At 41.0% G+C, this 25,528-nt stretch carries 27 protein-coding genes and 2 pseudogenes; 9 read left to right on the top strand and 20 right to left on the bottom strand.

Annotated elements, in window-relative coordinates; all coding sequences use genetic code 11:
* Positions 1–8 precede the first annotated feature (8 nt).
* Positions 9–1,544 (top strand): histidine ammonia-lyase, encoded by a 1,536-nt coding sequence (gene hutH, locus QMY49_RS05625; RefSeq protein WP_009697346.1) that lies wholly within the window; start codon positions 9–11, stop codon positions 1,542–1,544.
* A gap of 569 nt (positions 1,545–2,113) precedes the next feature.
* Positions 2,114–2,839 carry a DUF3581 domain-containing protein gene (locus tag QMY49_RS05620; protein ID WP_005445610.1) on the top strand — a complete coding sequence of 242 codons (726 nt, stop codon included), beginning with the start codon at positions 2,114–2,116 and terminating at the stop codon, positions 2,837–2,839.
* An 82-nt stretch (positions 2,840–2,921) separates the two neighbouring features.
* Here the strand turns inward: QMY49_RS05620 and QMY49_RS05615 are convergent, their stop codons facing one another.
* Positions 2,922–3,383 carry a methyltransferase family protein gene (locus tag QMY49_RS05615; protein ID WP_005445612.1) on the bottom strand — a complete coding sequence of 154 codons (462 nt, stop codon included), beginning with the start codon at positions 3,381–3,383 and terminating at the stop codon, positions 2,922–2,924.
* A gap of 92 nt (positions 3,384–3,475) precedes the next feature.
* Positions 3,476–6,511: a D-2-hydroxyglutarate dehydrogenase YdiJ gene (ydiJ, locus tag QMY49_RS05610; protein ID WP_009697343.1), complete on the bottom strand. Its 3,036-nt coding sequence runs from the start codon at positions 6,509–6,511 to the stop codon at positions 3,476–3,478.
* A 259-nt stretch (positions 6,512–6,770) separates the two neighbouring features.
* Between ydiJ and QMY49_RS05605 the strand changes: the two genes are divergently transcribed.
* The 7 genes from QMY49_RS05605 (at position 6,771) to QMY49_RS05575 (ending at position 12,602) form a co-directional block, all read left to right on the top strand.
* On the top strand, positions 6,771–7,454 hold the full coding sequence (locus tag QMY49_RS05605; RefSeq protein ID WP_009697342.1) for a DUF3334 family protein: 684 nt from the start codon (positions 6,771–6,773) through the stop codon (positions 7,452–7,454).
* A 145-nt stretch (positions 7,455–7,599) separates the two neighbouring features.
* Entirely contained in the window at positions 7,600–8,295 is a 696-nt protein-coding gene (locus QMY49_RS05600; RefSeq protein ID WP_005445617.1) for a DUF2786 domain-containing protein, read from the top strand.
* 156 nt (positions 8,296–8,451) lie between these two features.
* The gene (locus QMY49_RS05595; protein WP_005445618.1) at positions 8,452–9,120 is read left to right on the top strand and encodes a YiaD family glycine zipper/OmpA-like lipoprotein; all 669 of its coding nucleotides are present in this window, start codon (positions 8,452–8,454) and stop codon (positions 9,118–9,120) included.
* Between the two features lie 76 nt (positions 9,121–9,196).
* Positions 9,197–10,174 carry a J domain-containing protein gene (locus QMY49_RS05590; protein WP_026138246.1) on the top strand — a complete coding sequence of 326 codons (978 nt, stop codon included), beginning with the start codon at positions 9,197–9,199 and terminating at the stop codon, positions 10,172–10,174.
* 181 nt (positions 10,175–10,355) lie between these two features.
* Positions 10,356–10,541: a hypothetical protein gene (locus tag QMY49_RS05585; protein WP_005445621.1), complete on the top strand. Its 186-nt coding sequence runs from the start codon at positions 10,356–10,358 to the stop codon at positions 10,539–10,541.
* 361 nt (positions 10,542–10,902) lie between these two features.
* Positions 10,903–11,295, top strand: coding sequence for a SulA-like leucine-rich domain-containing protein (locus tag QMY49_RS05580; RefSeq protein ID WP_009697340.1), 393 nt, complete (start codon positions 10,903–10,905; stop codon positions 11,293–11,295).
* Positions 11,296–11,498: 203 nt separating this feature from the next.
* Positions 11,499–12,602: a phosphoribosylaminoimidazolesuccinocarboxamide synthase gene (locus tag QMY49_RS05575; RefSeq protein ID WP_005445626.1), complete on the top strand. Its 1,104-nt coding sequence runs from the start codon at positions 11,499–11,501 to the stop codon at positions 12,600–12,602.
* Between the two features lie 293 nt (positions 12,603–12,895).
* On the opposite strand, the gene QMY49_RS05570 is transcribed toward QMY49_RS05575, so the two are convergent.
* From QMY49_RS05570 to QMY49_RS05455, 18 genes and pseudogenes are all read right to left on the bottom strand, one after another.
* Positions 12,896–13,249, bottom strand: coding sequence for a DUF6793 family protein (locus QMY49_RS05570; RefSeq protein ID WP_226982077.1), 354 nt, complete (start codon positions 13,247–13,249; stop codon positions 12,896–12,898).
* Between the two features lie 184 nt (positions 13,250–13,433).
* Positions 13,434–13,880 carry a hypothetical protein gene (locus QMY49_RS05565; protein ID WP_017817978.1) on the bottom strand — a complete coding sequence of 149 codons (447 nt, stop codon included), beginning with the start codon at positions 13,878–13,880 and terminating at the stop codon, positions 13,434–13,436.
* Positions 13,881–14,528: 648 nt separating this feature from the next.
* On the bottom strand, positions 14,529–14,774 hold the full coding sequence (locus tag QMY49_RS05560) for a hypothetical protein (RefSeq protein WP_017817976.1): 246 nt from the start codon (positions 14,772–14,774) through the stop codon (positions 14,529–14,531).
* Between the two features lie 666 nt (positions 14,775–15,440).
* Positions 15,441–15,692, bottom strand: a complete 252-nt coding sequence (locus QMY49_RS05555) for a DUF2442 domain-containing protein (protein WP_152163268.1) — start codon at positions 15,690–15,692, stop codon at positions 15,441–15,443.
* 846 nt (positions 15,693–16,538) lie between these two features.
* Positions 16,539–16,768: pseudogene (locus tag QMY49_RS27270) on the bottom strand (hypothetical protein); the annotation flags it as partial.
* A gap of 166 nt (positions 16,769–16,934) precedes the next feature.
* On the bottom strand, positions 16,935–17,366 hold the full coding sequence (locus QMY49_RS05550; protein ID WP_050903108.1) for a GNAT family N-acetyltransferase: 432 nt from the start codon (positions 17,364–17,366) through the stop codon (positions 16,935–16,937).
* Positions 17,367–17,758: 392 nt separating this feature from the next.
* Positions 17,759–17,992, bottom strand: a complete 234-nt coding sequence (locus tag QMY49_RS05545; RefSeq protein ID WP_283313299.1) for a hypothetical protein — start codon at positions 17,990–17,992, stop codon at positions 17,759–17,761.
* A 582-nt stretch (positions 17,993–18,574) separates the two neighbouring features.
* Positions 18,575–19,009, bottom strand: a complete 435-nt coding sequence (locus QMY49_RS05535; protein ID WP_283313297.1) for a T6SS effector amidase Tae4 family protein — start codon at positions 19,007–19,009, stop codon at positions 18,575–18,577.
* A gap of 266 nt (positions 19,010–19,275) precedes the next feature.
* A complete protein-coding gene (locus QMY49_RS05525; RefSeq protein WP_017190350.1) occupies positions 19,276–19,431 on the bottom strand; it encodes a hypothetical protein in 156 nt (51 codons plus the stop codon).
* Positions 19,428–19,607 (bottom strand): hypothetical protein, encoded by a 180-nt coding sequence (locus QMY49_RS05520; RefSeq protein ID WP_017190351.1) that lies wholly within the window; start codon positions 19,605–19,607, stop codon positions 19,428–19,430. The genes QMY49_RS05525 and QMY49_RS05520 overlap by 4 nt, the downstream gene beginning before the upstream one ends.
* 23 nt (positions 19,608–19,630) lie before the next feature.
* A pseudogene (locus tag QMY49_RS05515) lies at positions 19,631–19,882 on the bottom strand (BrnT family toxin); the annotation flags it as partial.
* A 287-nt stretch (positions 19,883–20,169) separates the two neighbouring features.
* On the bottom strand, positions 20,170–20,637 hold the full coding sequence (locus QMY49_RS05510) for a hypothetical protein (RefSeq protein ID WP_127891310.1): 468 nt from the start codon (positions 20,635–20,637) through the stop codon (positions 20,170–20,172).
* A 5-nt stretch (positions 20,638–20,642) separates the two neighbouring features.
* Positions 20,643–21,116, bottom strand: coding sequence for a hypothetical protein (locus tag QMY49_RS05505; RefSeq protein ID WP_208631279.1), 474 nt, complete (start codon positions 21,114–21,116; stop codon positions 20,643–20,645).
* Positions 21,117–22,057: 941 nt separating this feature from the next.
* Complete coding sequence (locus QMY49_RS05490; RefSeq protein WP_283313284.1) at positions 22,058–22,426, bottom strand: DUF2195 family protein; 369 nt, start codon at positions 22,424–22,426, stop codon at positions 22,058–22,060.
* On the bottom strand, positions 22,416–22,760 hold the full coding sequence (locus tag QMY49_RS05485; protein WP_259344204.1) for a hypothetical protein: 345 nt from the start codon (positions 22,758–22,760) through the stop codon (positions 22,416–22,418). Before QMY49_RS05485 ends, QMY49_RS05490 begins: the two co-directional genes overlap by 11 nt.
* Before the next feature lie 492 nt (positions 22,761–23,252).
* Positions 23,253–23,546 (bottom strand): hypothetical protein, encoded by a 294-nt coding sequence (locus QMY49_RS05475; protein WP_283313281.1) that lies wholly within the window; start codon positions 23,544–23,546, stop codon positions 23,253–23,255.
* A 737-nt stretch (positions 23,547–24,283) separates the two neighbouring features.
* Positions 24,284–24,544 carry a DUF6973 domain-containing protein gene (locus QMY49_RS05465; protein WP_226982073.1) on the bottom strand — a complete coding sequence of 87 codons (261 nt, stop codon included), beginning with the start codon at positions 24,542–24,544 and terminating at the stop codon, positions 24,284–24,286.
* A 402-nt stretch (positions 24,545–24,946) separates the two neighbouring features.
* The gene (locus QMY49_RS05455; protein ID WP_283313278.1) at positions 24,947–25,417 is read right to left on the bottom strand and encodes an imm11 family protein; all 471 of its coding nucleotides are present in this window, start codon (positions 25,415–25,417) and stop codon (positions 24,947–24,949) included.
* Between the last annotated feature and the right edge of the window lie 111 nt (positions 25,418–25,528).

Below are 25,528 nucleotides of genomic sequence, written 5' to 3'. Positions count from 1 at the left end.
TGAAAGACATGCTCAATTTAACGCTAAAGCCAGGTCATATTAGCTTAAACGAACTACGCCAAGTGAGCCGCTCACCCGTAAACCTTACTCTGGATCCAAACGCGATTCCAGCAATAGAAGAAAGCACTCAAGTGGTCGATCGAGTGATTGCAGAAGACCGGACGGTTTATGGCATTAACACCGGCTTCGGTTTGCTAGCAAATACACGCATTGCGCCAGAAGATTTGGAAACACTGCAGCGCAGTATCGTGCTTTCTCATGCGGCTGGTATCGGCAAGTTCATGTCAGACGAAACCGTTCGTTTGATGATGGTATTAAAGATCAACAGCCTCGCCCGTGGCTTCTCTGGCTTACGCTTAAAAGTCATCAACATGTTGATTGATTTGGTGAATGCTCAGGTCTACCCATGCGTCCCTCAAAAGGGTTCTGTAGGCGCATCTGGTGACTTAGCGCCATTAGCTCATATGAGTACGGTTCTTCTTGGTGAAGGTCAAGCTCGCCATAATGGCAAAGTGATTTCAGGTCTAGAAGCACTGCAAATCGCCGGTCTTGAGCCAATCACTCTTGCTCCAAAAGAAGGGTTAGCACTGCTTAATGGTACTCAAGCGTCAACAGCATTTGCACTAGAAGGTTTGTTCATTGCCGAGGACCTGTTCTCATCAGCGACGGTTTGCGGTGCGATGTCAGTAGAAGCGGCTTTGGGCAGTCGTCGTCCGTTCGACCCACGTATCCATCGTGTTCGTGGTCATCGTAGCCAAATGGATGCCGCCTTGGCGTACCGCCACCTGTTAGAAGCGACCAGCGAGATTGGTGAATCTCATACCAACTGTGAGAAGGTACAAGATCCTTATTCACTGCGTTGCCAACCTCAAGTAATGGGAGCTTGTTTGCAGCAAATTCGCAATGCAGCAGACATTCTACAAGTGGAGGCCAACTCTGTGTCGGATAACCCGCTGGTCTTTGCGGAAGATGATGACATAATCTCCGGCGGTAACTTCCATGCAGAGCCAGTCGCTATGGCAGCGGATAACCTTGCACTTGCGATTGCTGAAATTGGTAGCTTGTCAGAGCGACGCATGGCACTGCTTATAGATAGCGCTCTATCTAAGCTTCCTCCCTTCTTGGTCGACAATGGCGGCGTGAACTCCGGCTTTATGATTGCTCAGGTGACATCGGCAGCATTGGCAAGTGAAAACAAAACATTGGCTCACCCAGCTTCTGTCGATAGTTTGCCAACATCCGCAAACCAAGAAGATCACGTTTCGATGGCTACTTTTGCTGCTCGTCGTTTAAAGGAAATGGGAGAGAATACACGTGGCATTTTGGCGGTTGAATACTTGTCAGCAGCTCAAGGGCTAGATTTCCGTGCGCCAAACAAATCTTCAGAGCGTATCGAAATTGCCAAGCAAATGCTGCGTGAGAAAGTGTCGTTCTACGATAAAGACCGCTACTTCGCGCCAGATATCGAGCAAGCCAATGCACTACTCAAGCTCGCCCTGCACAACGCATTAATGCCAGAAAGCTTACTACCAAGCGTGCATTAATTCATAGTGAGTGATGACTTTAAAGGCTCCTGCGTGGAGCCTTTATTGTATTTATATATACCTAAGTAACCTCGAGATGCTAGGTTCAGCGAGAATGACTTGGTTTGTAGACGCGGCGGCGATTTAAAGGTCTAGTGGATCTAAATCAAGAATCGCCAATAAAATATACAAGCCAAGGTCCTTACTATTTGTAAAGAGTACCCTTTGGAAGCGTGTCATTGACTCGCTTTTCTATTAAACCAATGGCTAAGTCAAACAACTTGGAAATAGTTGGCTGTTACGCTGCGTTGTTTTCCTTGCTTGCTTTCGGTAAGTAGGGAATCAATGACAACGCTCTGAACCCTGCATCTTGAAATCATTTGGGTATATACTCATCGCCCGAAGCGAATGGTAAATTCCTGATTTATAGCCATACTGAATAATGTGACACAAAAGCACTCTTTTTGATGCTTAATTGCCCTGCGTTATCGTTTCATTGTTAAGATACAGTGAAGTTTTCACTGGATGGACCATTGCTACGCAGATATTCGCATATAATCCCTGACAGTTTTGGTTACTACGTAAAAATTATGTTTCTAACACCTTATTTTTCAAACACTAATCACCAATTTCAGTTCACTCGTGAGCAAGCAAGTCACTTCGCTAAACGCGTCGCTGGTGATTACAACCCTATCCATGATGAAGACAACAAACGCTTTTGTGTGCCGGGCGATTTACTTTTTGCCGTATTGCTAAGCAAAGAAGGGGTAAGCCAAAAGATGCGTTTCGATTTCTCCGGAATGGTGAACGATGGCGTAGCGCTTCATATCGAGAATAAGTGTGAAAAAGAAAGTGCCGTAGTCGATGAAGCAGGTAAAGAATACCTGCACATGTCTCGTGAAGGCGAAACTAACCTCAACCCTGAGTTCATTGAACACGTGGTGACTAACTACGTTCAATTCTCTGGCATGAACTTCCCTCACATCATGGTTCCTCTGATGGAAGAGAAACAAATGATGATCAACTGCCAACGACCATTAGTGATCTACGAAAGCATGGAAGTAGAATTCAGTCGTTTAGACCTAACTCATCCAGAAGTAGATTTCACTGGTGCGACGTTCGATGTTGAAGGTAAGCGCGGCGTAGTAACACTAAACTTTGCCTTCAAAGAAGATGGCGAAGTTGTTGGCAAAGGCATCAAGCGCATGGTTGCGAGTGGTCTTAAGCCATACGACCAAGATGCAGTGGACGATTTGGTTCAACGCTTTAACGAGCGCAAGGATGCCTTCCTAGCAAAGTTTGCTAAGGCAGCATAATCATCCCACTGCCGACAGATTTCAAAAAGAAAGCCCAGCGTATTGCTGGGCTTTCTTTCATCTGTAACTCGGTATCTTTGCGTCAAATCCAGCGACGCACTTGATTTTTATAATCCAAATAGTCTTCGCCAAACAACCTCTCTAACGCACGTTCTTCTGGCTTTATTTGATAACGGTTCATGTAGGCCACAAACAATACACCACATAAAATGACGCTTAAGTGTTGCCACCACAAACCTATAGCGACAATAACTAATAATAACGCCACATACATTGGGTTACGCGTGTAGGCAAAAACGCCGGAATCCACCACTAGTGAAGCCGTCTCTGGTTTAACCGGATTTACGGTCGTCTTTGCTTTGCGAAATTCATAAACACCGGCAATACCGATAAAACCAGCAAGAATAATGAGCCCCGCCGTAACGAACTCGACAAACGGCACTGTAATTTTCATTTCAGGCATCGCTTCTTTTAACCCATACATCAGCAGTATCATCAAGAAAAATAGAGCGACAGGCGGCACTTTAAGCTCAAGCTTTTTCAATCTTCATATCCTTATGAAAGTAAAAACAGATTCATGTTCAGTTACATAGCACTAATGACAACAAGCCCAGTAAAACTGGGCTTGAGTAAACGTTATAACAAGGTTAGCAAAGCTTGCACTGGGTGTTTAGGTTTGATGCCTTCAAAACGCTTTACTTGGCTTCGACAGGAATACCCAGTAATCAGACATCGGTCATTATCAAGCTTATCTAAATTTGGTTTCCAGCTTAGATCATAGATATCACGAGACATAGTTAGCTTATCCACTTCATGACCAAAAGTGCCAGCCATACCACAACAGCCTACAGGCACAGTATTCAAGATCGCACCAAAGTGAGCAAAGATTGCCCCCCACTCTTTCTCAGCATTTGGCATTTTTGTTTTCTCAGTACAATGCGCAAACAAATACCAAGGTGCTTGCTCTTTGGTATCTAAAGCCTCGAACTCGCTCAGTCTTGGATAAAGCCATTCATGAGCAGTTAAAACATCAAACTGACCACGCTTACTGCCCAATACCTCAGCATACTCATCGCGATAACAAAGCACTAGCGCGGGATCAACACCCACCATTGGAATGTCTAAATCCGCAACCATCTCCAAGAACTTAGCGGTATCTTGAGCGGTGTGCTTGAACTGGCGTAAGAAACCTTTAATGTGCTGTGCTTTGCCATTTGGCTTAAATGGCAAAAGAACAGGGTTCATACCCAACTTCTTAACCAGCTTGATAAAGTCTTCCACCACCTCAGCATCGTAGTAGCTGGTAAATGGGTCTTGTACAATCAGTACATGCTGTTGTTTGTCCTCACTTGATAAACCACTCAGCACTTGAAGATCATAAGCCGTCGTTAACGTGTCTACACGATCCTTCAAAGTAGGCACAGACAGTAACGGTGCATCGACATAACCCACAGTAGATGCCGTTAAACTTTGCACCCAAGACTGCTTAAGCACTCCATTCACAAGCGTTGGTGCTTTTGCCATTAAGGGCAGCATCGACTCAATGTTCGACACCAAGTAATCTTTTGCCGGACGTTGGTAGCGCGAGTGATAGATGTTTAGGAAACGAGAGCGGAAGCTAGGCACATCAACCTTGATAGGACACTGACTCGCACACGCTTTACATGCAAGACAACCATTCATTGCTTCGTATACTTCGTGAGAGAAATCATACTCATGACGACGATTGATTGAATGACGTACACGGTCGATCATGGTTTTGATAGGCGTTTTATTTTCTAGCGTCTGCTTCTCTAAGTCGAGAATATCAATGCCTTGCTCTGTCAACTGACGTAACCATTCACGCACCAAACCTGCTCGCCCTTTTGGTGAATGGCGACGATCTGCTGTCACTTTCATCGAAGGGCACATCGGCGAGCTCGTGTCGTAGTTAAAACATAAGCCGTTCCCGTTACACTCCATTGCCTGCTTGAAGCTATCACGCACCTGAACGTCAATCTGACGGTCGAAGTAGCCACGTTTCGTATCCGTGACTTTCACAAGTTCTGCATCGCTGTTTAACGGTGTACAGATTTTGCCAGGGTTCATTTTATTGTGCGGGTCGAACGCCGCTTTCACACGTCGTAGCTCGGTAAACAATTCCTCACCGAAGAACTCAGGTCCATATTCAGAACGAAAACCTTTTCCGTGCTCACCCCACATCAAGCCACCGTATTTGGCTACCAGCTTAACAACCTCGTCTGAGATTTCATGCATTAAGGCTTCTTGATGAGGATCGCATAAATCCAATGCAGGACGGACGTGAAGTACGCCAGCGTCTACATGACCAAACATACCGTAGTTGAGTGACTTCGCATCCAGCAGTTCACGGAACTCAACAATAAAGTCCGCTAGATTCTCTGGCGGCACACAAGTGTCTTCCGCGAACGCTACCGGCTTAGCACGCCCTTTCGCGGCCCCCAACAGCCCCACAGCCTTTTTACGCATGTTGTATATACGCCCGATGCTCGCAACATCATTGCATACTTGATATCCAATAATACCCGCTTCTTCGGTCTCTAGCATGCTATCAAGTCTGCTCGTCAGGGAGGCCACTTGCGCGGCAACTTCCTCTTCATCTTGACCTGCGTATTCCACCATATTGATGCCAAGCATCTCTTTGTTGGGAACGTCGGTGATCAGGTCGCTGACGGTGTGCCAGACAATGTCTTGTTTGGCAAGGTTAAGCACCTTAGAGTCGACGGTTTCGACTGATAGAGCATTTGCCTCAACCATAAATGGAGCGTTACGCAATGCAGAGTCAAAACTGTTGTATTTTACGTTCACTAACGTTCGAGCTTTAGGGATGCGAGTTAAGTTAAGTTTTGCCTCGGTAATAAATGCCAACGAACCCTCAGCCCCACACAGTACGCGAGTAATATCAAAACGATCTTCCTGCTCATCAAACGCGTTCTTTAAGTCATAACCGGTTAGAAATCGATTTAATGGTGGAAACTTATCATTAATTTGCTGACGCTTATCACGACACACCGCTTCGGTAATGCGCATCGCGTTGTGGGCAAACTCACCTTCAATGGGCATACCATGAGACAGATCCGATTCTAAGATGGAACCGTCAGCAAACACCGCTTGCAGTGACAAAACATGATCTGACGTTTTACCGTATTTGAGAGAACCTTGACCAGATGCATCGGTATTGATCATCCCACCAATCGTTGCTCGGTTACTGGTCGATAAGTCTGGTGAAAAGAAGTAACCATATGGGCGCACAGCATCGTTGAGTTGGTCTTTGACCACTCCCGTTTGAACACGCACCCAACCTTGCTCTTCGTTAACCTCTAACACTTTATTCATGTGACGCGACAAGTCGACCACAATGCCTTTGGTTAACGACTGTCCATTGGTACCTGTTCCGCCTCCACGTGGTGAAAACGTTATACGTTCATAAGCTTCCTTATTGCTCAACCGACCAATAAGGGAGACATCTTGAGTGTTTTTTGGGTGAACTACAGCCTGAGGAAGTTGCTGGTAGACACTGTTATCGGTGGCTACCGCAAGGCGGCTAGAATACTGGCTTTCAATATCGCCAGTGAACCCGGATTGCTCAAGTTCTTTGAGAAAACTCAGAACAAGAGGATCGACATCCGTTTGCGAGTGTAATCTTGGTAACATTTGCTTCCTGCCCCTACTGCGCTGATCCAATCAGCTGCGGGTTATGTAATTTTTAAGCACCCACGCCTCGGAACTACACCGTCAACAGCAGAAGACAGAGACATGAATGAGGTAATATTCTTTGAATTACGTCACTTTACAACATTTAAAAAGGCGTTCAAATCAGAATCTCCAAACAAGAATTAAACTTATGCTTTATTTTTTGAGGCTTGATGCCTTACATTGAAAGGGAAATAGCCCTTTAATATGAGCTTTCAGGATGAAAAAAAATAAAGTTGTAACCACTGAAGATATCCTTCTAAAACTTTGCCAGTCGGTTTCTGGCGTTCTTACTTCGGCGACTTCCTCTCAAGTTAACTACTCAGCAATGGTGCAAAAGATCAACAAAACCAGCCTCAAGCCGGATTTTGGTTGTTTTGTACTGTTTGACGGTGGGTTTACTGGATTGGTGGTCATTAACTTTACTGCTAAAGCGGCACTGGAGGTCTACACCAACTACATGCGCAATATGGGCATGCCAGAAGAGGAGTTAGCGATCTCGCACACCTCTGACGAAGTAGGTGATGTTCTTGGTGAGCTGATGAATCAGCTGGTTGGCGACTTCACCAACAAGATCCGCAAAGAGCTACAAACCAACATTACTCAAAATCAACCCAAAATGTTGGCTCTGAATAAACAGGTAATTTTGCAAGTAGACACCAACCTCGACCGACCTCAAGCGCGTCGCGTGACCTTCTCTACGGCAAATAACAACATTTTCTACTTAGAACTTGCGATGGACAAAACCGAGTTTATTCAACTTGAAGAGTTTGAGGTGGCGGAAGACGAGAGTCCAGACGACATTTTAGAAGCGACTCGCAAAAGTATGGAAGATAAGCAAGCGTCACAATCAAGTGGTTCTAAAAATGACGCAGATGATCTGTTAGACCAGTTAGGTTTATAACGTTTCAATCGCTATTAACACCGTATTAAGCCCCTTTTAATAAGGGGCTTTCTTTTTGCTCACAGCTCACCTTTCTGGCGTTTTTAGTGCGAAAAAGGTAATATGTCCGACTTCTTAAATTTTCTGCTCTTGGTACTGTTCATCGATGGATAAACAAAAAGCTCTGAAGAAAATCGCCAAATGTTTAGAACTGGGTAATTCCGCCAACGTCAATGAGGCTGCAAACGCCATCAAAATGGCGCATCGTTTGATGCTTAAATACGGGTTGGATAAAGATGACATTGAGTTTATCAAGATGGGTAAGACGCAATCGTCACACCTGCTGCCAGCCAACATCAGTTCAACATTGCTGCGTGTGATCCGCGGTATTAACACTAAATTTGGTGTCGAGGCAGTACTTCTAAACCATAAAGGATTAAAACGAGTTGAGTTTATCGGTGAAGCAGACCGTGCGATTTTTGCTGCATTTGCATTCGATATTATCTATCGTGAAATGAACGAAAGTACTGGTCAGTTTCGTAACAGCTTTGCCGGTTCAGGCACCTCATCAATGGAAGTCACTCGTCGCGTGAACTCTTTTGTTTCAGGTTGGGTTGAAGGAGCACTTGAGAAACTACCAGTGATCTCCCCTGATGAAGAGTCCGCAAATAAGATCAATAACTACATTGATAAAGAATTTAAAAACATCGACCGAGAGACGTTCAAGAAACAACTCAAAGAAGCGATGAAAAACCTCACAGCAGATTATGAAGTTGGCCTAAAGAAGGGTCGTAAGGTCTCCGTTAACCGCGGAGTGGGCGGAGAGCAAGCGAGAAAAATGTTGGATAACCCATCGAAGTGAACCTATCACTGGTTATTCAATCGCCAACTATCAGAAAAAGCTGACGAACGTCCTACCAATCTGACGTTCACATAACAAATATCAATACCTTCTATTCCATAATTCACATCCCATTATGAGGCGCCATTGCGCCTCGGCTTATACGGAGATTTTCCTTTGAAAAAGATGTCTATTGCACTTGCGCTAGTGCTGGCTCTTACAGGCTGTCAAGCAACCCAACGCCAAAACGCAACCACAGGTGAATACGAAACAAATTCAACCACACAAGGTGCGCTTATCGGTGCGATTGCCGGCGCAGCAATCGGTCTTGCGACGGGCGACAATGCAAAAGAACGTCGTCAACATGCATTAATTGGCGCTGCAGCTGGTGGCGCAACTGGTGCTGGCATTGGTTACTACTTTGACCAACAAGAAGCAGAATTGCGTCGTGCACTACTGAATTCAGGTGTGCAAGTTGAACGCGTAGGTGAAAACAAACTGCTTCTTCGCATGGAAAACGGCATTGGCTTCTCTTCAAGCTCTTACCAATTAGACGCAAGCATCCATAACACACTACGTGGCGTGGCGCGCATTCTGGTTGAATACCCAGACACTAGCCTTGTGATCGATGGTTACACCGACAGTACTGGTAGCGATTCATACAACCAAACGCTATCTGAGCGTCGTGCTGAATCGGTACGTCAATACCTAGTATCACAAAACGTCGCAGCAGGTCGCGCAATCGCACGTGGCTACGGTGAGCGTAATCCAATTTGCTCAAACCAAACTTCTGAAGGCCGTGCTTGCAATCGTCGTGTTGAAATCCAGATCTTGCCACTGAAGTAATTTGGTTGCACCATATCGGTAATAACTAAAATTACCGGAGCAGGTCTAGCGATAAGCGCTAGACCTGACATACCTCATGTGTTTCAAAACTTTTGCCCTTTCTCTGGTATTGATGACCAGTCTGACGGGCGCAGCATTCGCCTCCCAAAACCCAACTCAGCCTGAGGCGCAATTCGAACTAGCGCAGCAACTGGCTCTATCCCCTAATCCAACTTCACCTAATGACGCACGCTATTGGTTAGAACAATCGGCACATCAAGGGTATATTCCAGCGCAAAAGCAGTTAGCCGAAGACTACGCTAGAGGTTTAACCGGAGACGTAGATTACACCTTAGCAGTGTATTGGTTTACATCAGTGGCACTGGATGATCCAAACGATCGCGGGTTCTTGTTGGCTGATTTTGTAGAACATCATCAGCAAGAAGTATCAAACGCCGATTTGGTTGAAGCCTGGTATCAACTTTCGGCTTTAAAAAACCCGCAAGCAGAGCAAGCGTACAATCAATTTTTGGAAGCGCGGTTTAACCAATTACGAGCTAAACAAGTATCGGAAATCGTCGAGTTAGACAAAAAAGCCACCGACGAAGAAGAACAAGACCAAAAACAAGCGAAGTCAACGCAACAAGCACAAGAGTCCACACTTTGGTACTTCTTTGGCGCCCTAGGTGCTGCTTTAGTAATTGCTGGAGGCGCATTCGCAACTCGCCGACATCGTCAGAATATCAATGCAAATACCGCCCACCAAGTATCCAGAACGCTGCAGTTAGAAACTCAAACTAAAGAACTTGAATTTGCAAATAAGCAGCTTAAACGTCAACTTGAAAAGGTATTCAAAGAGTTTAGGAAGATCAAAGGTCAATCGGAAGGACACAGATTGGCTGTAGCATGTGCCATGTTCGGTTATACCCCACAGAGTATCCCAGACAGTAAAGCAGTGAAATTGCGCTACAGACAACTATCAAAGCTCTATCATCCTGATTCCAGAGGAAGTGAAGAAGAAATGAAGCGTTTAAATCAGGCGTTTAAAACCATTTCACAGAATGTTACAAAATAGTAAAACCAAGTCAAACCCCTTTAGCATGCGAGCTTTTCTGCCTCTAAAATAAAGGCTCGCAATCGATCTCCCTCTCAAACAAATTAACAGACATTTAACCTAGCTATCTTTTGTATGCCATAATACTTGGCGAAAAATAACACCTAGCGACTCAAAATTCATGTAGGTGGGGAGAAAATCAATGTTCACTGAAGAAGGCACCTGTGACTGGTGCAAAAAACCTAGCTTTGTTACTCGTCATGATTACCTAGATGGTAAATACCATCGTTCTTGCAAATCTTGCTACGACATCGCCAAAATTGATGTGCGCCTCTTTAACCAAGGTGAATTGCAAATGCGTGAACGTATGGTTCAGCGAGCAAGCTAACCACAACAAATCAATGGAACTGATTTTCAAAGGCGCCTTGTTTAAGGCGCTTTTTTGATCGTATCAGCTTACCATTTTCCATCCTACCTTTTCGTCTCCGAGTCAAATCCTACTGTGCAACCCCTGTCTATACAGTAGAAAAACACTGTATAGACAGGAAGCGCAATGTCGATGAGTTCACATTTTCTCACACTGCCAATCTACACTCGATAATAACTTTATTTCTATAATTCAAAAACTTAACAAAATCCCAAGCCGTAAACATGCGACATTTATTCTAAGTCATCGATAAAAATGGGTTGATCAGACTTCGAAAACAAACTACTGTATACACATACAGCATGTATAAAGGAACAGTAAGATGCAGTTACAAAGTCAAACTCATACATACTCTCGCTACAACGTATTGGCGCAAGCAACACAACCGATGGATGTCTCTGACCAACTTCTTTCTCAGTTGGCAGTATTATCTCAGCAACAGCAGTGGATTTTGTTTACTGCTCAGTGCCCGCGTCCTGATTTTGAGCAACTTGCTGCTTCTAATATTCGCTGTCAAAACATCATTCAGATGAAGCCATCTCAGCAACTTTCTGAAGTGGAAATCGTTATTAAAGCCATCCAATCTGGCAATGCTAGCGCAGTTGTTGCTTCGAATGAGATTGCTCTTATCAATCAATCTATGCTTCGTGACATCGCTCAGCGTTATCAGTGCGAAGTCTTTTTCGTCGAAGGCCGTCCAAGCCAATACCACTAATAATATCGACGTTATCCATCCTGCATCTCGCCTCCTTTTAAGGGGGCTTTTTTATACCAAAACAAAATAAGGCAAACGTTTGCTTTTTCTCTGGCGAGTTAAAATAGTTCTGGTATGATGCCCTCATTCGGTTTATTCAGTGCGCACTGTGCACTGAGTAAGTTCTCTTTCTGACGTTTGATTAAGATGATAGGAATGTCGCAATGAGCCTTGCTAATCAAGTACTTGCCGTCAATGACGACCTGCCAATTCGCACTCACAAGCCCGTCCACAGCGGAAAAGTTCGCTCTGTTTACTGGTTAACAGAAAAAGACAGCGCACGACTGATCAAAGAAAAAGGATACGACGTCGCCCCAGATGCGCCCTTGGCCATTATGGTAATCAGCGATCGCATCTCAGCATTCGATTGTATTTGGCACGGAGAAGGAGGACTAAAAGGCGTTCCGGGTAAAGGAGCAGCGCTGAACGCAATTTCAAATCACTGGTTTAAACTGTTTAAAGAAAACGGTCTTGCAGATAGCCATATTTTAGATATCCCCCACCCGTTTGTCTGGATTGTACAAAAAGCCAAACCAGTTAAGATTGAAGCTATCTGTCGTAAGTACATTACGGGCTCTATGTGGCGTGCTTATGCAAATGGTGAACGCAACTTCTGTGGTATTCAGCTTCCAGAAGGTCTTGAAAAAGATAAAATGTTGCCAGAGCTACTAATGACACCTTCAACCAAAGGTATCTTGAAAGGCATTCCTGACGTCCCTGAAGCTGATGACGTGAACATCACTCGCGAAAATATCGTGGACAACTTTGCAGCTTTCAACTTCTCTCATGCAGAGGACATAGCGCAGTACGAGAAGCTACTCAAAGAAGGCTTTAACGTGATCAGTCATGCACTGGAAGCCATCGACCAAACCTTTGTTGATACTAAGTTCGAGTTCGGTTACGTACACGATGCCGCAGGTAATGAAAAACTAATTTATATGGATGAAGTTGGCACACCTGATTCATCGCGAATTTGGGATACCAAAGCGTATCAAAAAGGTCAAATCGTCGAAAACTCGAAAGAAGGTTTCCGTCAATTCCTGCTAAACCACTTCCCTGACCCAGATATTTTACTTAATAAAGAGCGTATGTCAGAACGTGAAGCATTGGCTCGCAACAACGAATTGCCAGTCGAATCTTTAATGGATATCTCTCGCACTTACATTGGTATTGCAGAAAAAATTACCGGAAAGCCAATTACGTTAAGCCAAAACCCTAAAGCTGAAATCATAGAGATTTTAAGTAAAGACTATGGCTTAATTGACTAAGCTACCCATTGCCGTTTACTGGCAGTATAGTCTCGATTAAAAAACCCGCACATTGCGGGTTTTTGTTTTTATTCGTTTGCATTTAGCTAACTTAATAAATGTTTCGTAAGTAACGCATTGTTCAGCTTCGAACCAATGTGAAGACAGGACAGGCCTTCAGAATACAACCTTGAGAGTCGAGTGACAACGTAACCACAACAAAGACTACTATACCAAGTTAAATAGTGTGTTTATACCCAAATTCAAAGTAAATATGATTGAGTTAAATACTCTTGAGTTCTATATCGACAGGCTCAAGCAATCTCTTTTTCCAATGTTTCTATAACCCTTTTAGCATCTCTCAGCGAAGCCCCCATCTCTTTTCTATAAAGACGAATAGCTTTTAATTTAGCCCCGGATTTAACCGCATCACACACCTCGATTGAGACACCAAACCGTTGATCGACCTCTAAACCTGATTGTTCCAATAAGAGATCTATCTTGCGCTCAATTATCTTTTGTCGATACTTAATTGAAGAGAACTCGTTTTGTCCCCAAAATACAGCAAAAGCTAATATGCCTAACATCCACTCCACAAAGCCCTCCTTTGACACACGTTGCTCCCCTAAACAGGAAAAGTTGTGAGGAATAAAACCAATAATTAACATGAGTTCAATTGCTTAGGTATAACTATCTCTAATTACGCCAGTAATCATGGCTTTTACTGCGATGCACCTTCAAGCTTCTTGAATTAGAAAGCATGGTTAAAACGAAATAACTCACTTTTTCGTAGTCCATCGCCATACCGATCATCATCAGATGTTGACACAATATAATTCTCACAGCTTAGGTTCATTCGTGTTTTATTAATCCCATCGCTTCTGCTGTTGTTATAGCATTGAAAGGCCCCAAAATTTGATTAGAGAGAAAGATAAGCTGCTGTTCATCTAAATGTTTAACATCAACATTGCTTGGCATGTCGAAGTAGATAAATCCTTTCAGAACCTCATTGAGCGTTGTAATGTCATATTCGCTCAAAACACTTTTAAGTTTTTCGGCTTCTTCTTGAGTGCACTCGTAATCCTTAAGAAAATGTATGTATAAGAATACTTTTCTTTTGTTATCTAGCGTCAAACTTTTGAACCAATCAGACTGAGGAAATACAATAGTCGTTTCCTTGCCTACCTTGTCACACTCTTGCCACTTGTCATTCCATGTTTCCAAGTAGCTCAGTTTATCCACTTTTGACACGCATCCAACTAAAATGAGTAGCGTCACGTTGATAACGAGTGTTTTCATTATCCCCACGCAATATAAACAACAAAATGGATTCATTTTTTCCTCGTTCTTACAGAAGCATTAAATCAAGCGCTCGTTACAATCTAACATTTTGACTGGTAACTGGTTATCCACGAGAAAGTAATAAAATCGCAAATCCTCGATCAAGTCTTTCGAAGCAAGTTCAAAATCTTGGTAAGTCTGATTTTTGTAGCGAAAACGAACCGTGTGTTCAAACCTCTTGGTTTGTCCATACAGAATTTCTTTTACATCAGATGTCATGATACACATATTGAGAAACCTCAACTTAGTGCCATCAAACGAGACCTCGACAGACTGTCGTGGTTTTGATACTGAATAATCGATAAGTAGTGAGAAACCACAACCAAAGGCTATAAAGCTGAGTTGAGTAAGCAATGGTTCTTCTGAAATGATCACTAAGTAGTAAGCTAAAATACTAAAGAAAAACACTCTGTTTATAAAACTATGAAGTAGCTTAATATTGGACAACTTGTTTTGTCTTAATAATGTTTTCATGTTTCCATTTATCATTTTCACTAAGAAGTAATAATTTTTCTAAAATTTTCCAAAGCCCAAAGATAATTTGGTCACTCTTCCCGTTTTTAGTTTGTAGATCCTAATACCCGTATTGGGTGGAAATAAACTTATTTATATTTTAGTAAATTTAAAGATTAAACATTCCAGTAGCATGAGATCGTTTGCAAGTTCGATATAATCATCACTGTCTTCATCTAATTTAGCTAACAAAGCTAAATCACGCTCATACTTCTCAATTAAGTAAATCTTTATGTACCTCAGTTCTTTATCATCAAACATAGAGATCCAAGCCTGTTTTAGCGCTGCTTTGAAATCCATAGCTGATAACGTTTTTGTGCCGTTGGCGAAACGTAACACTCTTTACTTTCAACCCATATAGGGCGCTGTCGCCTATTTAGAAGCGAAATATGTATCGTACTTCCATCATCTGCAGTGCACTCGTCCCCACCGAGACAACATTGGTTTCGCTGCCATCGCTTTCCTTGAAAGTAGTAAGACTGACCATTACGAGTTAGTGTTATCAGATCTATCAAGATATCTCCATTTTGTAACTCAACATATGCGAGTAAATTTCGTGACTTGCGTTTCACTTCTCCCTCCAATGGAGCAACATTGAATAAGGTTTTCACTTTCAATACATCTAAGGAATCCTATCAGCAAAGCTGAGTATCATAAGTCTTCTTGGTTAAAATTAAGTATTTGTTCCCCAAATACAACCTTCGCCTCACTCTCAAGTGACTTTCTGAGTAGTTGAACCTTTATATAATCATTAGCAGCATTAGCGCGAATATTTTCATCATTGGAAAACTCACTTATACTCCTTAGCCTTTCAAGCTCATTAAGCGTAGATTCTAATATTATTCTAGTTTCCCAATCAACAAAGCTACATTTTAATTCCCTAACATATGTTATGTGACTTTTCTCTATTTTACTTGATGATAGTAAGACTTTTCTTTTCCATGAACATTTCCGTCTATAATTAAGTTTTCGCAAACTAAAAATTTTTAAAACAAGGAAGAATCATTAATTAATGATATTATTTTCATAAAGATCTTCAATAGGAAAAATCATATTATAATCATGCCAGTTCAGATTCCCATCAACAATGTCAAAGTCAACAAAGAAACAAGTATCCCTGTACTGCTCATAATCCGGGTGTTTTCCACTAAAAATAAATGATGAGAAGTCAACAATAGAGATGTGTCCGTCACTGAATTGTATCTTTAATATGTATCCAGAAAGGTGTTTTACCTTGACTATTGAAATATGTTCCACTTTTTCCTTCTAAAATCTGCTCAGGGTCATTGTCCTTTTAGCAAAGATTACTGTTTATATAAAAAACGTTAAAAACAATCTTTAAAATACGTTCCATTAGAGTTGGTGATAAGGCGTAAATTTCGAATTAATGAGTAGCTTTACACTTCAGCGTATTATCTCCAATAAAATTGGATGAGAACATGCCATTATAGTCAATATAATAAAAAACATATTGAATACGCACACCCAATAAATATATATAAAAATACTTACCCAGCCATTTTTAATTAACACCTAAACTAGGAAAAATCATAAGTAAAAACATATTTCGAATAAGTCCACTTCTGCTTTTGGATGCTTTTAATAACATAATTTCTGACGAATGTTATTTAGCGTAAAGTAAACCAAATAAAAGCAAAAAATATATGCCACATACAAACAATAACAAACTTATGTCGATTTTAATGAGCACTACACCAAGGAAAGGACAAACTAGTAATATAGAGATAAGTATCATCCGTATTATGAGCATTGACACATTTTCAACCCACTCAAACTTCCTAGCCATAAGTTTCGGCAAATAATCCATTTTACCTCCTGATACATTAGACAGGTTTCATCTTGTCTATATGCTTCAAGTAAAATCATAAATCATATCGCCCTAATAAAGAAGCCTCACCTTTATATAATTGACACCTTGAGATCAATGGCTCAGTTATAATGTTGTAAGTTACATTTTTGTATTAATATCGAAACATAACTAAACACTAATTCCCGAAATTAGACTCTTGACTTAATAAGTTAACGCCGCGGGCATTAATTACTATTCTGCAACAATTTCTGATATCGGAAAGTGTGAGGCTATCAACTTTGCGAACTCTGCATATGCCGTGCATTATCTGCGGATTTTTACCACCACAGGCTTTCCCATAATATTTAATGTCTGGCGAAGAATACAATGATAGTGCTTTCTCAGCGTAAGTCATTACAGTTCCCGCTTCGCCACACAACGCCCCAAACGCATAAGGCTTTATAAATTTATGGTGTTCTTATAGTAGTTGATATTTTAACCAATATTCTGCGGTATTGTCATGCTACGCCCAAGCAAATAGCACACTGAACTGGTTTGGAGTAAAAACGCCAAGCGTTACGAATCACTCTTAAATTTATTGTTATGTGATTTTTCACCACATACGGAAACGCCCAAAGTTATTAGCTTTGGGCGTTTCTTCTAGCAAACTGGTTACGACAAACCGAGCTCTAAAGTGCCATATGCAGAATTGGAAAAGGTTTTCCCATATCATCAAGTGGTGAGCGAGAAACAACTCTAAAACCCATATACTCGTAAAAACCTACGGCTTGCGGGTTTTGTTCATTTACATCGACTTTGGTTGCACCTAACTGCTCTATTGCATATTGCAGTAGCACCTTACCAACACCTTGCCCTCTTGCCTCGTTCAAGATAAATAGCATTTCAACCTTTGAGTCGTAGATACCCACGAAACCTAAAATTGAGCCGCTATCATTTTTCACACATCTCAACGCGACAGCAGGAAAAGCCTGCTCAATGATAATTGGTTTAAAAAACTCAATATCTTCTTCTGTTATGAAGTCATGAGTTGCTCGGACTGAATTTTCCCAAACATTAAGCATTTCTGCATAATTTTCAGGAAGCACATTTTCTACAATCATCGTATTTTCTCTAAAGTTGACTGAAATTCATGTGCAGCCGCGAGGAGGAATGTTAACCTCAATAGGTATGAGTTGTCCACCAATCGCATAATTCCCTGCTAAGAGTGAGCAACACAGAACAAAAGCTGTCGCACATCACCTTAGTCACTAAAATCAAGGGATGATAAAAATGCTACGCGTGATGCCCCCCTAAACAGTTTGTTATGTTTATGTGTTGGAGCGAATGATCTCAAAACCGTCGTCAGCGGCAATCCTAAAGTTATTGCTAAATCCATTTTTTTATGGTTGCGTCTAATGATTTTTTGCACTGTTTGATATCAGGACATACTCCATTTTCTACTTCGAATACGTATCCTCCTGGAGCTAAGTAAATGGTAATTTCCTCCATCACGTTAAGCCACACCACGTATTCTCCATCTATTTTCAAGAATGTAGTAGCCCAAAGACCCTAAAACACCAGTGTCCCGTGTTATCGTCACTGGAACAGTTCTAAGTTCAGAAGGTTTATATAAATTTTGATTATATAATCGTTTATGAGACGCTAGCTTGATATCAGATGGTGCTGTTGGAGCTGTAGCGCATCCAACTAATCCAACAATTAAAAATAAACACAAAATCCTTTTCATATATTTCTCCACAAATTAGCTATACGTTTTTAAGCTACATACACATAACGCCTTGTTAAGGTATAAAGCACGCAAAATACCTAAGCGACCGCATACCACCTTAATCACTAACACCAACGCATAGTAAAAATGCCACGCGTGCTGAATCACTCTTGAACAGATTGTTAGAATTACTTTTGCACGGACTTTGATACAAAGTATTCAAAAACCCTTCTTTCTCTATCAGCCCCGCAACTACCACTTTCCTTAAACCAGTTGATCAACTCTACTGGTTTATCACGGCGGAAAATTAGCGCTCCATAACGAGAAGTGCATTCTTTGTTGTCGAAAGATTGAGATTCAACCAAAACTACATATTTATCATTGAATCGCTCTAGATGAATTAAACTAGTTTCTCCAAACTTAATAAACGAACATTTTTTTCCCCGATATCACTCAGTTCTTGAGAATATGAGAGATTCCCAGCGTTAATAACGTCTACGGTACAATCTTCATTTAACTTAATTTCTCTTTCAAAAATCGAGAATTGCTCTGCGCTAACGGAAAACGAGATCAAAATACCTATATAGATAGGGAACTTACTCATGTTAACGTCCACATCCATATAGTTTTCGCTTCCCAATAGGCATCGCCTACAGCTTTAGTCCCATCCCATAAGTCTATATGCCCTTGCCCTGAAAAGTCAGGAATGTTCATATAACATACAATACCTTTCTTACCGATAGCATTGCTTGGCGGATGCCCATTTGCTTGACTTGTCCAACCGAGTGTACGTGTCCCTAAGACTTTTGGAGAACCTAGCTCTGCAGCTAAACCTTGTGCCCCCCTTAAATAACCATGCGAGTATTTATTCTTTGACGAATTCTTAAAGGCTGTAAGGAAGTCACCATCTGTTTTAACTAAAGCTTCGCTCATCCTAATTGCACAAGTATTGGGAAATGCCATTGAGCGTGAATGGATTTGCATAGGAAGAGTTTTATAGTTTACTTTGAGCTTGCTGAAACTTGGCTTTTTCATATTTAACCTTTATTGGTGTGAACTTAAGGGATGCTCACATATGCAAATATGTTGTTAAATATGAGTACGTCTTTTTGTCGACTCATATCGATATTTATAAGTCTATTAATTTCAAGTCGTTGCATGCGCCTTTGTAGTTCTAACGCCCTGTAAAGGTGTGAGCAACGCAATACCGAAGCCGCTGCATACCACCTTAAACACTTAAACCAACGCATAGTAAAAATGCCACGCGTTGCGAATCACTCTTAAACAGTTTGTTAAATGACCTATGACTTCGGTCTTTTCATTTGGTTTAAATGATGCTGACGAATCTCTGGTGCTATTTGGCTTGGTTTGCTACTTTCATTTGACTTTTTTAAATAGAGCCAGTTCGTTTTTCCGTTGAGTGATTGAACGTCTGAAAGTTTAATTGTCTTTGTCATGCTCTCTCCTTTGGTGTACCAAACGCTTCAAGTTCCTTTTCGGTTGGAACGACACTATCTGGATCACTGAGGGCTGCCTCATTAATTTCTCTATCAGATAGCGCTTCAAGTTGCTTTTTGTCAGTTTGCCCGCGAGAGAACTTCAAATTCTCAATCGATACCTTTTTGATTGTCATATTACACCACCTGAGAGTATGGCTTAATAAATCTCTCTCATAAGATTTTTTTCACGAGAGTTAGCTTTACGTGCTGAGATTAATCTAATATTACCACTTGATTGCCTCTCTGTATAAATCACAAACAAGATACCATATTTTGTCTTGCCAATCGTTTGAAACCTAGCTTCACCATAGTCGTAGCGTGTATCTTCTCTTTCAATTCTGCTAGCATCAAGAAAAACGTGTACAGCATCAGCAAAATCAATTCTATGTTTTGCCAAATTTATTAAGTTTTTGTTCTCGTCCTACTCAAATTCCATAGTTTGCCCTTTTGCCCCAGTATGAGTGTGAGTGAATATGGAATTTCAAAGCGTAAATGCGATTTACCAATATTTTTAGTTCGCGCTAACTCAATATACATCATACCTCGATTACATTAAGTTGCACCGATTTGAAAGGTCATTTAATGCCCTGTTAAGGTGTGAGCAACGCAATACCGATGTCCCTGCAAGCACCTTAATCACATAAACCAACGCATAGTGACAATGCCCAGCGTTGAGAATCACTCTTAAATGCTTTGTTAGGTTTCTGCTTTTGGCGAGCCTTGTACATGTAAAAAGCTACTAAAGACGCTTTTTCTGCTGACCCCTTTCGGGTTAGACACGAAAGGAATAATCATTTCTGCCTTGGATAATACTTTTATATTCCAGAGTGTATCCCCTATAAACAAAAATGATATTGAGCCGTCTTTCTGAAGGGTCAAGTCTTGTAAACGCCCTGTTGAATAAGCACTACCTATATACAAGTAATCGATCAGCTTTGCATTAAGATCAAACAAATATACTCTCAGCGTTTCTTCATTAAGGATGTCATCAGTGACAAAGATAACGTAACAGTTATCATACTTTACGCCATATTCTACTTGTACACCTTTGACAAAAGAATTTGCGGGCCTGCCTTCAATAGCCAATAATATCTTGTAAGATATGTACTCACTGCCTTTCTCAACGTCACGTATTTCCAATTTATCTTTTGATAACAGTTCCATATCAACTACCATGCAATACTCACTCCAAATGCAGCTAATGTTCCACCTATAAAAGCCCCCACACTTACACATACTGGAGCTCCCGGACCACAAGCTAAACCTGCTATTGCCCCTCCAGCAATACCGCCGCCAATACCAGCACCTGCAACTAAAGCCTCGCGACCAGCTGTCTCAAGTTTCTTTTCAGAGGAGGTAATCGTGTACACAGAAAGACCGATAGATAAAACAATCAAACCGCGCCCTGCACTTGAAATATTTTTCATTAGCCTATTGACATCTGGATTAGATTTGCCAGATGACTTTACGATTTCCGAATACACTTTGTTCTTTTGTTCTAAAGTAAGATCGTTGAAGTGCTTGGTAAGATAAATCTCGTTTGTTTTCTTCGCGACCAGTTCATTTAGCGTTCTACCTTTGCTTTTCAACCGCTGAGCATATGCGTTTCCGACGGGGGTACTTTTACCCCTTACAATCTCCATAATTACATTTCGAGTTTCATTCGCCTTTTTTGCAGCTTCCTCTCAACTAATTTTTCCTTGTTTTACTTCTAACTTTAACTCTTCAGAGAAACGCTTTATTTGTCTCGAGTAAAGCTGCCTAGCTTATGCATCTACCACCATACAAAGACCAACATTCACTGCTTGCGCTTCTAAAGCTTGAATCGCAGCCTCAAACTCTCTTTTGTCCTGGATATTTTGCATATTGAAGTCCCTATCATAGCAATCCCAACAATATGCAACCATACACACTCACTGTAAAGCTCTGAGCAATGCAATACCGGTGCTCCCGCATGCCACCTTAAACACTAGACGCAATGCATAGCAAAAATGCCACGCGTTACGAATTCCTCTTGAACAGTTTGTTATGTGCGTGCTTAAACTGAACACCTTTGCTCACAGAACAGCTAATCGATATAAGAGGCGACCGCAACTGCACCAAAATAGAGTTCAAGTGCGAAATAAAAAAGTACACTTTTGGAGACTCTCTTCTCTAAAAGCACTTTAACCATAAGAAGTGTGACAATAACGTATACGATGGCAACTAACATTCTATCCCTACATGTAGCTTGAGCCCAACCGTGGCTACCCAACCGACGACACCTAGTAACCCGAACAATCAAGATGCTGGAATTGCAAAAAAGATATACAAGACTGCACCAAATACCGAGCCAGCCATGAACAATCCTAACTTAAGTGCTGTACTTTTATCCGATTCCTTTTTGGACATAGTAATGCCTTTTACTAATTTAAATTGACTTACATGCACATCTAAACAACACGAACACCAAAGCACATAACGCCTTGCTAAGGTGTGAGTAACGCAATACAAAAGCTACCGCACGGCGCCTTAATCATCATAAGCCACCGCATAGTAAAAATGCCATGCGTTACGAATCTCTCTTAAATGCTTTGTTATTGCGCTAGTTATTACCGCAAGCCAAAGCACCCTTGATGCTGCTAACATTTTTCAATGTATTATCGAGCAATAAAGGAACTGATATAATGCGAGACTTGCTCAAAGAAAAGTCAAAGCTTGAACTACCAAAAGGCATCCTTTCAAGCGTAATAGATGCTATGGCAGATTTGCACCCACAGCTACCTATATTTTTTTCTAGTATCAGCTTCATATCTACTAGAGTTAGATTGTTACGGTCATAAGTATCGCTAGTATCAATAGAAACACAATTTGAAAGTGTATTCTCGAAGTCAACGAAGCTACTTGCAGTCTGCTGCGCGAACGACAAAAAGGGGAGGCAACAAAATAATAAAATACAGATTCTAGCCAACATAAGTTCCACCATTAGTTTTTACATTCGGTTGGTATTTGATACTTAACATAAGCTTCCGAGCATCTGTTTTTTTGATAAACGCTCTAAGTTCATCGAAGAAGCGTCCTTCCACTTCGATACAGCCATGGCTATATCCTTTTAGTTGAATCATGAAGGTAAAAGCCACTTCTCGAAGGTCTGCATCTTTTTTTGGTAACCTCGTCGTATGGTTCAAAGCGCACCCGGTTATAGCCCCAGTTAGCCCAGTAAGGCTCACACTCGCCTGCGCTTTCTCCACGCGGTATTTCTTGAACCTACCATGATGCTTTAAGGACACAAAAGCCAGAACCATCATCTTCAGCCAAAGCTCCCAATATAAGAAGAATATAGTATTTCCCCTCTGGGACAGGACCTTTATCTGGAACACACTGGTCTTCGGGGTATTAATAACCCTTCATTCCAGAAGTCGCTTTAAAGGTACCGCGCCCGTGCCACTTCAACTCTGTTCTTGTATAAACCGAACTCTCCATGTGTAACTCCTTTTCACTTTGAAAAGGCAAATACTCACTCAAATGAATAACGAATTAAACTGTATGTTTTTAGTTTAATTTATCGCATCTTATGCCAGAGACAGGCGGTAATTGAAATTGCGAGCAATGCAACACTATCGCCTAGCGCTATAACGCCCTGTTAAGGGGTGAGCAACGTAATGCCCATACTTCCGCATACCACCTTAAACACCAAACGCAACGCATAGTAAAAATGCCACGCGTTGCGAATCGCTCTTAAACAGTTTGTTATGTTTGCATCACCAATGTTCAAAAATTAAAAAATATCATTACCCATTTTATCGGATATGCTTATGAATATATTCACTCGTTGCTTTATAGTATTCTTTCATTAGCTCATCGCTAATAGGACGCTGCTTCTCATAATAATACTTTCCTAATGAACTACGCGCCGAATCCGAAAGTTCGTGAATTACTTCCTCTCCAAATTTTAAATAACGAGAAACTTCATCAACCTTTAATAAAAAAGTAGCAGTTTCCTCTCCAATGCCATAATCACACCTTGAATTTAGAATGTAATTTTCCCCATCACTATATAAAAGCCAGTTATTATGTTTAGCCACAACTTTCATACTATTAAATTCCCTATTGTATATCATATTGCATTTTTGTTGTTACCAACGATAATAAACATAACGCCCTGTTAGGGTGTGAGCAACGCAATACCGATGCCGCCGCATAGCACCTTAAACACTAAACGCAACGCATAGTAAAAATGCCATGCGTTGCGAATCCCTCTTAAACAGTTTGTTATGTGTTACAACTAAGGTGACTTTTATTTTTACCTTCCTACATTGACTACATCATTCACACCAATGCTAAATTTTGCCTTAGTACGTTTTATACATGTATTACTAAAAAGTGAAAAATTAATTTCCCTTGATAATTCACTATATTTAATAACTTCGTCATCATTAGAAAATAATAAAAGTGTAATACTATCTAAATCTGATATTCTACTTAGATTCTCAGCATCCCAGTCGAATCCCAGTAAAGAACGAGCAGCAGTATTATTGGAGTACGGACCTAAAAAACAGACTCGATTCCAATCACCTTCGACAACTTCAGAAAAATCGACACTACTGTCATTTAATCTTAGTTGTATCTGAACAGGATACTTGAAGTAAAATAAAGAAAATCATAACCAATTTTTTCATTTTTTCTTCTCTTTCTTTATTACCTTAAGACGACCTGCTAGCAATGAAGTGTAACAATAATGTGCAAGTTTATCATTACTCGCCATCGATAACCCTAACCGAATACCAACTTTATTATTGTGTAAATCCATGACCTTTTCATTTTCTGGGTTTTACGGAAAGTCTTCATGTGCTGTCGTAAATTCGAGAGCATTTTTGTATCCAATGTCACGAGCTAGCATCGCAGACCAAAAACAATGACGAAATGCATCGCTTTTATCATTGTGTCCATTGATGCCAAAGCGAGATTCTGTTTCGAAAAAAGCAACATCTTTCGCTTCTTTTATTGCTATAGCATGGTGAGGGTTTAATTTAAGATACTCTTTTTCACCTTCTTTAAGAGAATTGTATTGTTGATAAATATGTTTAACCATGAGACCTCCGCATTTAAACACAAACTAGCCTACACTTTTAAAACAAATCCACATTACTAAAAACTGATTAAAAATAAGACCTTGAGAAGGAAAGCACAGTTGCATGATTATCAATTACATCTTCGAACTTACTCGGACACATAACGCCCAATTAAGGTGTGAGTAACACAATACAATAGCCGCCGCATACCACCTTAAACACTAAACTTAACGCATAGTAAAAATGCCACGCGTTGCGAATCACTCTTAAACAGTTTGTTAGGACTATGATTGATTTGGGTAAAAAGCTATTCTTCAAACTCATCACCAAAACAATAGTCAGCAACCCTAAAATAATTGGTTCCTATCCCAAGAGGCTCCAGTCGATTCTTAATTTTTTCATGGACGACCATTGGAGATAAATCAGTTCCCCCCCATCTTAAAGACTAATCGCTCACTCTCTTTTATTTGGTCAAGTACGTACGTATCTAGACTGTATTCATAAACTCTCGGAAAATATTCTGGGTCTTTTTGTTTAAATGCAGATTTATCTCTATCCCAGCAGTCTAATAGTTCGAAAACATTCACCAAGTAATAGTCCATCATATTGCCGTCAGGCGTCTCGACTATTGCCGGAAAGAGCTTCCCACCGTATACCATTTTAAATAGTTCTTTTATCGAAGAATGAATTATTAAGCTTGGTTTACAATGAAGGATAGTAGGAGGTGATGCAACTAAACCGCATTCATCAGAAATAAATATTGCCCTATTTTCTTCATCGACTAGTTCTTGGACGTGAAAGCGGCGTAAGCCAGTTTCTTCACTTGGCACCACATGAAACTTTTCATCTTGAAAGCTAGGACAAAGTATCCAATATTCGTTGTTGTAATTCAAAGTAACCTCTTATAAGCAATCGCTGTAACTTCGTAAATCATAGCCCTAACGCCGCATGCCACCTTAATCACTAAAACTAACGCATAGTAAAAATGCCACGCGTGCTGAATC

Origin of the sequence: Vibrio harveyi (assembly GCF_030060435.1) — a bacterium.
GTDB lineage: Bacteria > Pseudomonadota > Gammaproteobacteria > Enterobacterales > Vibrionaceae > Vibrio > Vibrio harveyi.
Note: the sequence above shows the minus strand (reverse complement) of the source record. Positions and strands in the feature narration are given on the sequence as shown.

What these genes read in the sequence shown, in the direction of transcription:
- hutH (WP_009697346.1), top strand. Translation starts at nt 9, where the DNA reads ATGCTCAATTTAACGCTAAAGCCAGGTCATATTAGCTTAAACGAACTA.
- QMY49_RS05620 (WP_005445610.1), top strand. Translation starts at nt 2,114, where the DNA reads ATGTTTCTAACACCTTATTTTTCAAACACTAATCACCAATTTCAGTTC.
- ydiJ (WP_009697343.1), bottom strand. Translation starts at nt 6,511, where the DNA reads ATGTTACCAAGATTACACTCGCAAACGGATGTCGATCCTCTTGTTCTG.
- QMY49_RS05605 (WP_009697342.1), top strand. Translation starts at nt 6,771, where the DNA reads ATGAAAAAAAATAAAGTTGTAACCACTGAAGATATCCTTCTAAAACTT.
- QMY49_RS05600 (WP_005445617.1), top strand. Translation starts at nt 7,600, where the DNA reads ATGGATAAACAAAAAGCTCTGAAGAAAATCGCCAAATGTTTAGAACTG.
- QMY49_RS05590 (WP_026138246.1), top strand. Translation starts at nt 9,197, where the DNA reads ATGTGTTTCAAAACTTTTGCCCTTTCTCTGGTATTGATGACCAGTCTG.
- QMY49_RS05585 (WP_005445621.1), top strand. Translation starts at nt 10,356, where the DNA reads ATGTTCACTGAAGAAGGCACCTGTGACTGGTGCAAAAAACCTAGCTTT.
- QMY49_RS05580 (WP_009697340.1), top strand. Translation starts at nt 10,903, where the DNA reads ATGCAGTTACAAAGTCAAACTCATACATACTCTCGCTACAACGTATTG.
- QMY49_RS05575 (WP_005445626.1), top strand. Translation starts at nt 11,499, where the DNA reads ATGAGCCTTGCTAATCAAGTACTTGCCGTCAATGACGACCTGCCAATT.
- QMY49_RS05570 (WP_226982077.1), bottom strand. Translation starts at nt 13,249, where the DNA reads ATGTTAATTATTGGTTTTATTCCTCACAACTTTTCCTGTTTAGGGGAG.
- QMY49_RS05565 (WP_017817978.1), bottom strand. Translation starts at nt 13,880, where the DNA reads ATGAAAACACTCGTTATCAACGTGACGCTACTCATTTTAGTTGGATGC.
- QMY49_RS05550 (WP_050903108.1), bottom strand. Translation starts at nt 17,366, where the DNA reads ATGATTGTAGAAAATGTGCTTCCTGAAAATTATGCAGAAATGCTTAAT.
- QMY49_RS05545 (WP_283313299.1), bottom strand. Translation starts at nt 17,992, where the DNA reads ATGAAAAGGATTTTGTGTTTATTTTTAATTGTTGGATTAGTTGGATGC.
- QMY49_RS05535 (WP_283313297.1), bottom strand. Translation starts at nt 19,009, where the DNA reads ATGAAAAAGCCAAGTTTCAGCAAGCTCAAAGTAAACTATAAAACTCTT.
- QMY49_RS05525 (WP_017190350.1), bottom strand. Translation starts at nt 19,431, where the DNA reads ATGACAAAGACAATTAAACTTTCAGACGTTCAATCACTCAACGGAAAA.
- QMY49_RS05520 (WP_017190351.1), bottom strand. Translation starts at nt 19,607, where the DNA reads ATGACAATCAAAAAGGTATCGATTGAGAATTTGAAGTTCTCTCGCGGG.
- QMY49_RS05510 (WP_127891310.1), bottom strand. Translation starts at nt 20,637, where the DNA reads ATGGAACTGTTATCAAAAGATAAATTGGAAATACGTGACGTTGAGAAA.
- QMY49_RS05505 (WP_208631279.1), bottom strand. Translation starts at nt 21,116, where the DNA reads ATGGAGATTGTAAGGGGTAAAAGTACCCCCGTCGGAAACGCATATGCT.
- QMY49_RS05490 (WP_283313284.1), bottom strand. Translation starts at nt 22,426, where the DNA reads ATGTTGGCTAGAATCTGTATTTTATTATTTTGTTGCCTCCCCTTTTTG.
- QMY49_RS05485 (WP_259344204.1), bottom strand. Translation starts at nt 22,760, where the DNA reads ATGATGGTTCTGGCTTTTGTGTCCTTAAAGCATCATGGTAGGTTCAAG.
- QMY49_RS05475 (WP_283313281.1), bottom strand. Translation starts at nt 23,546, where the DNA reads ATGAAAGTTGTGGCTAAACATAATAACTGGCTTTTATATAGTGATGGG.
- QMY49_RS05465 (WP_226982073.1), bottom strand. Translation starts at nt 24,544, where the DNA reads ATGGTTAAACATATTTATCAACAATACAATTCTCTTAAAGAAGGTGAA.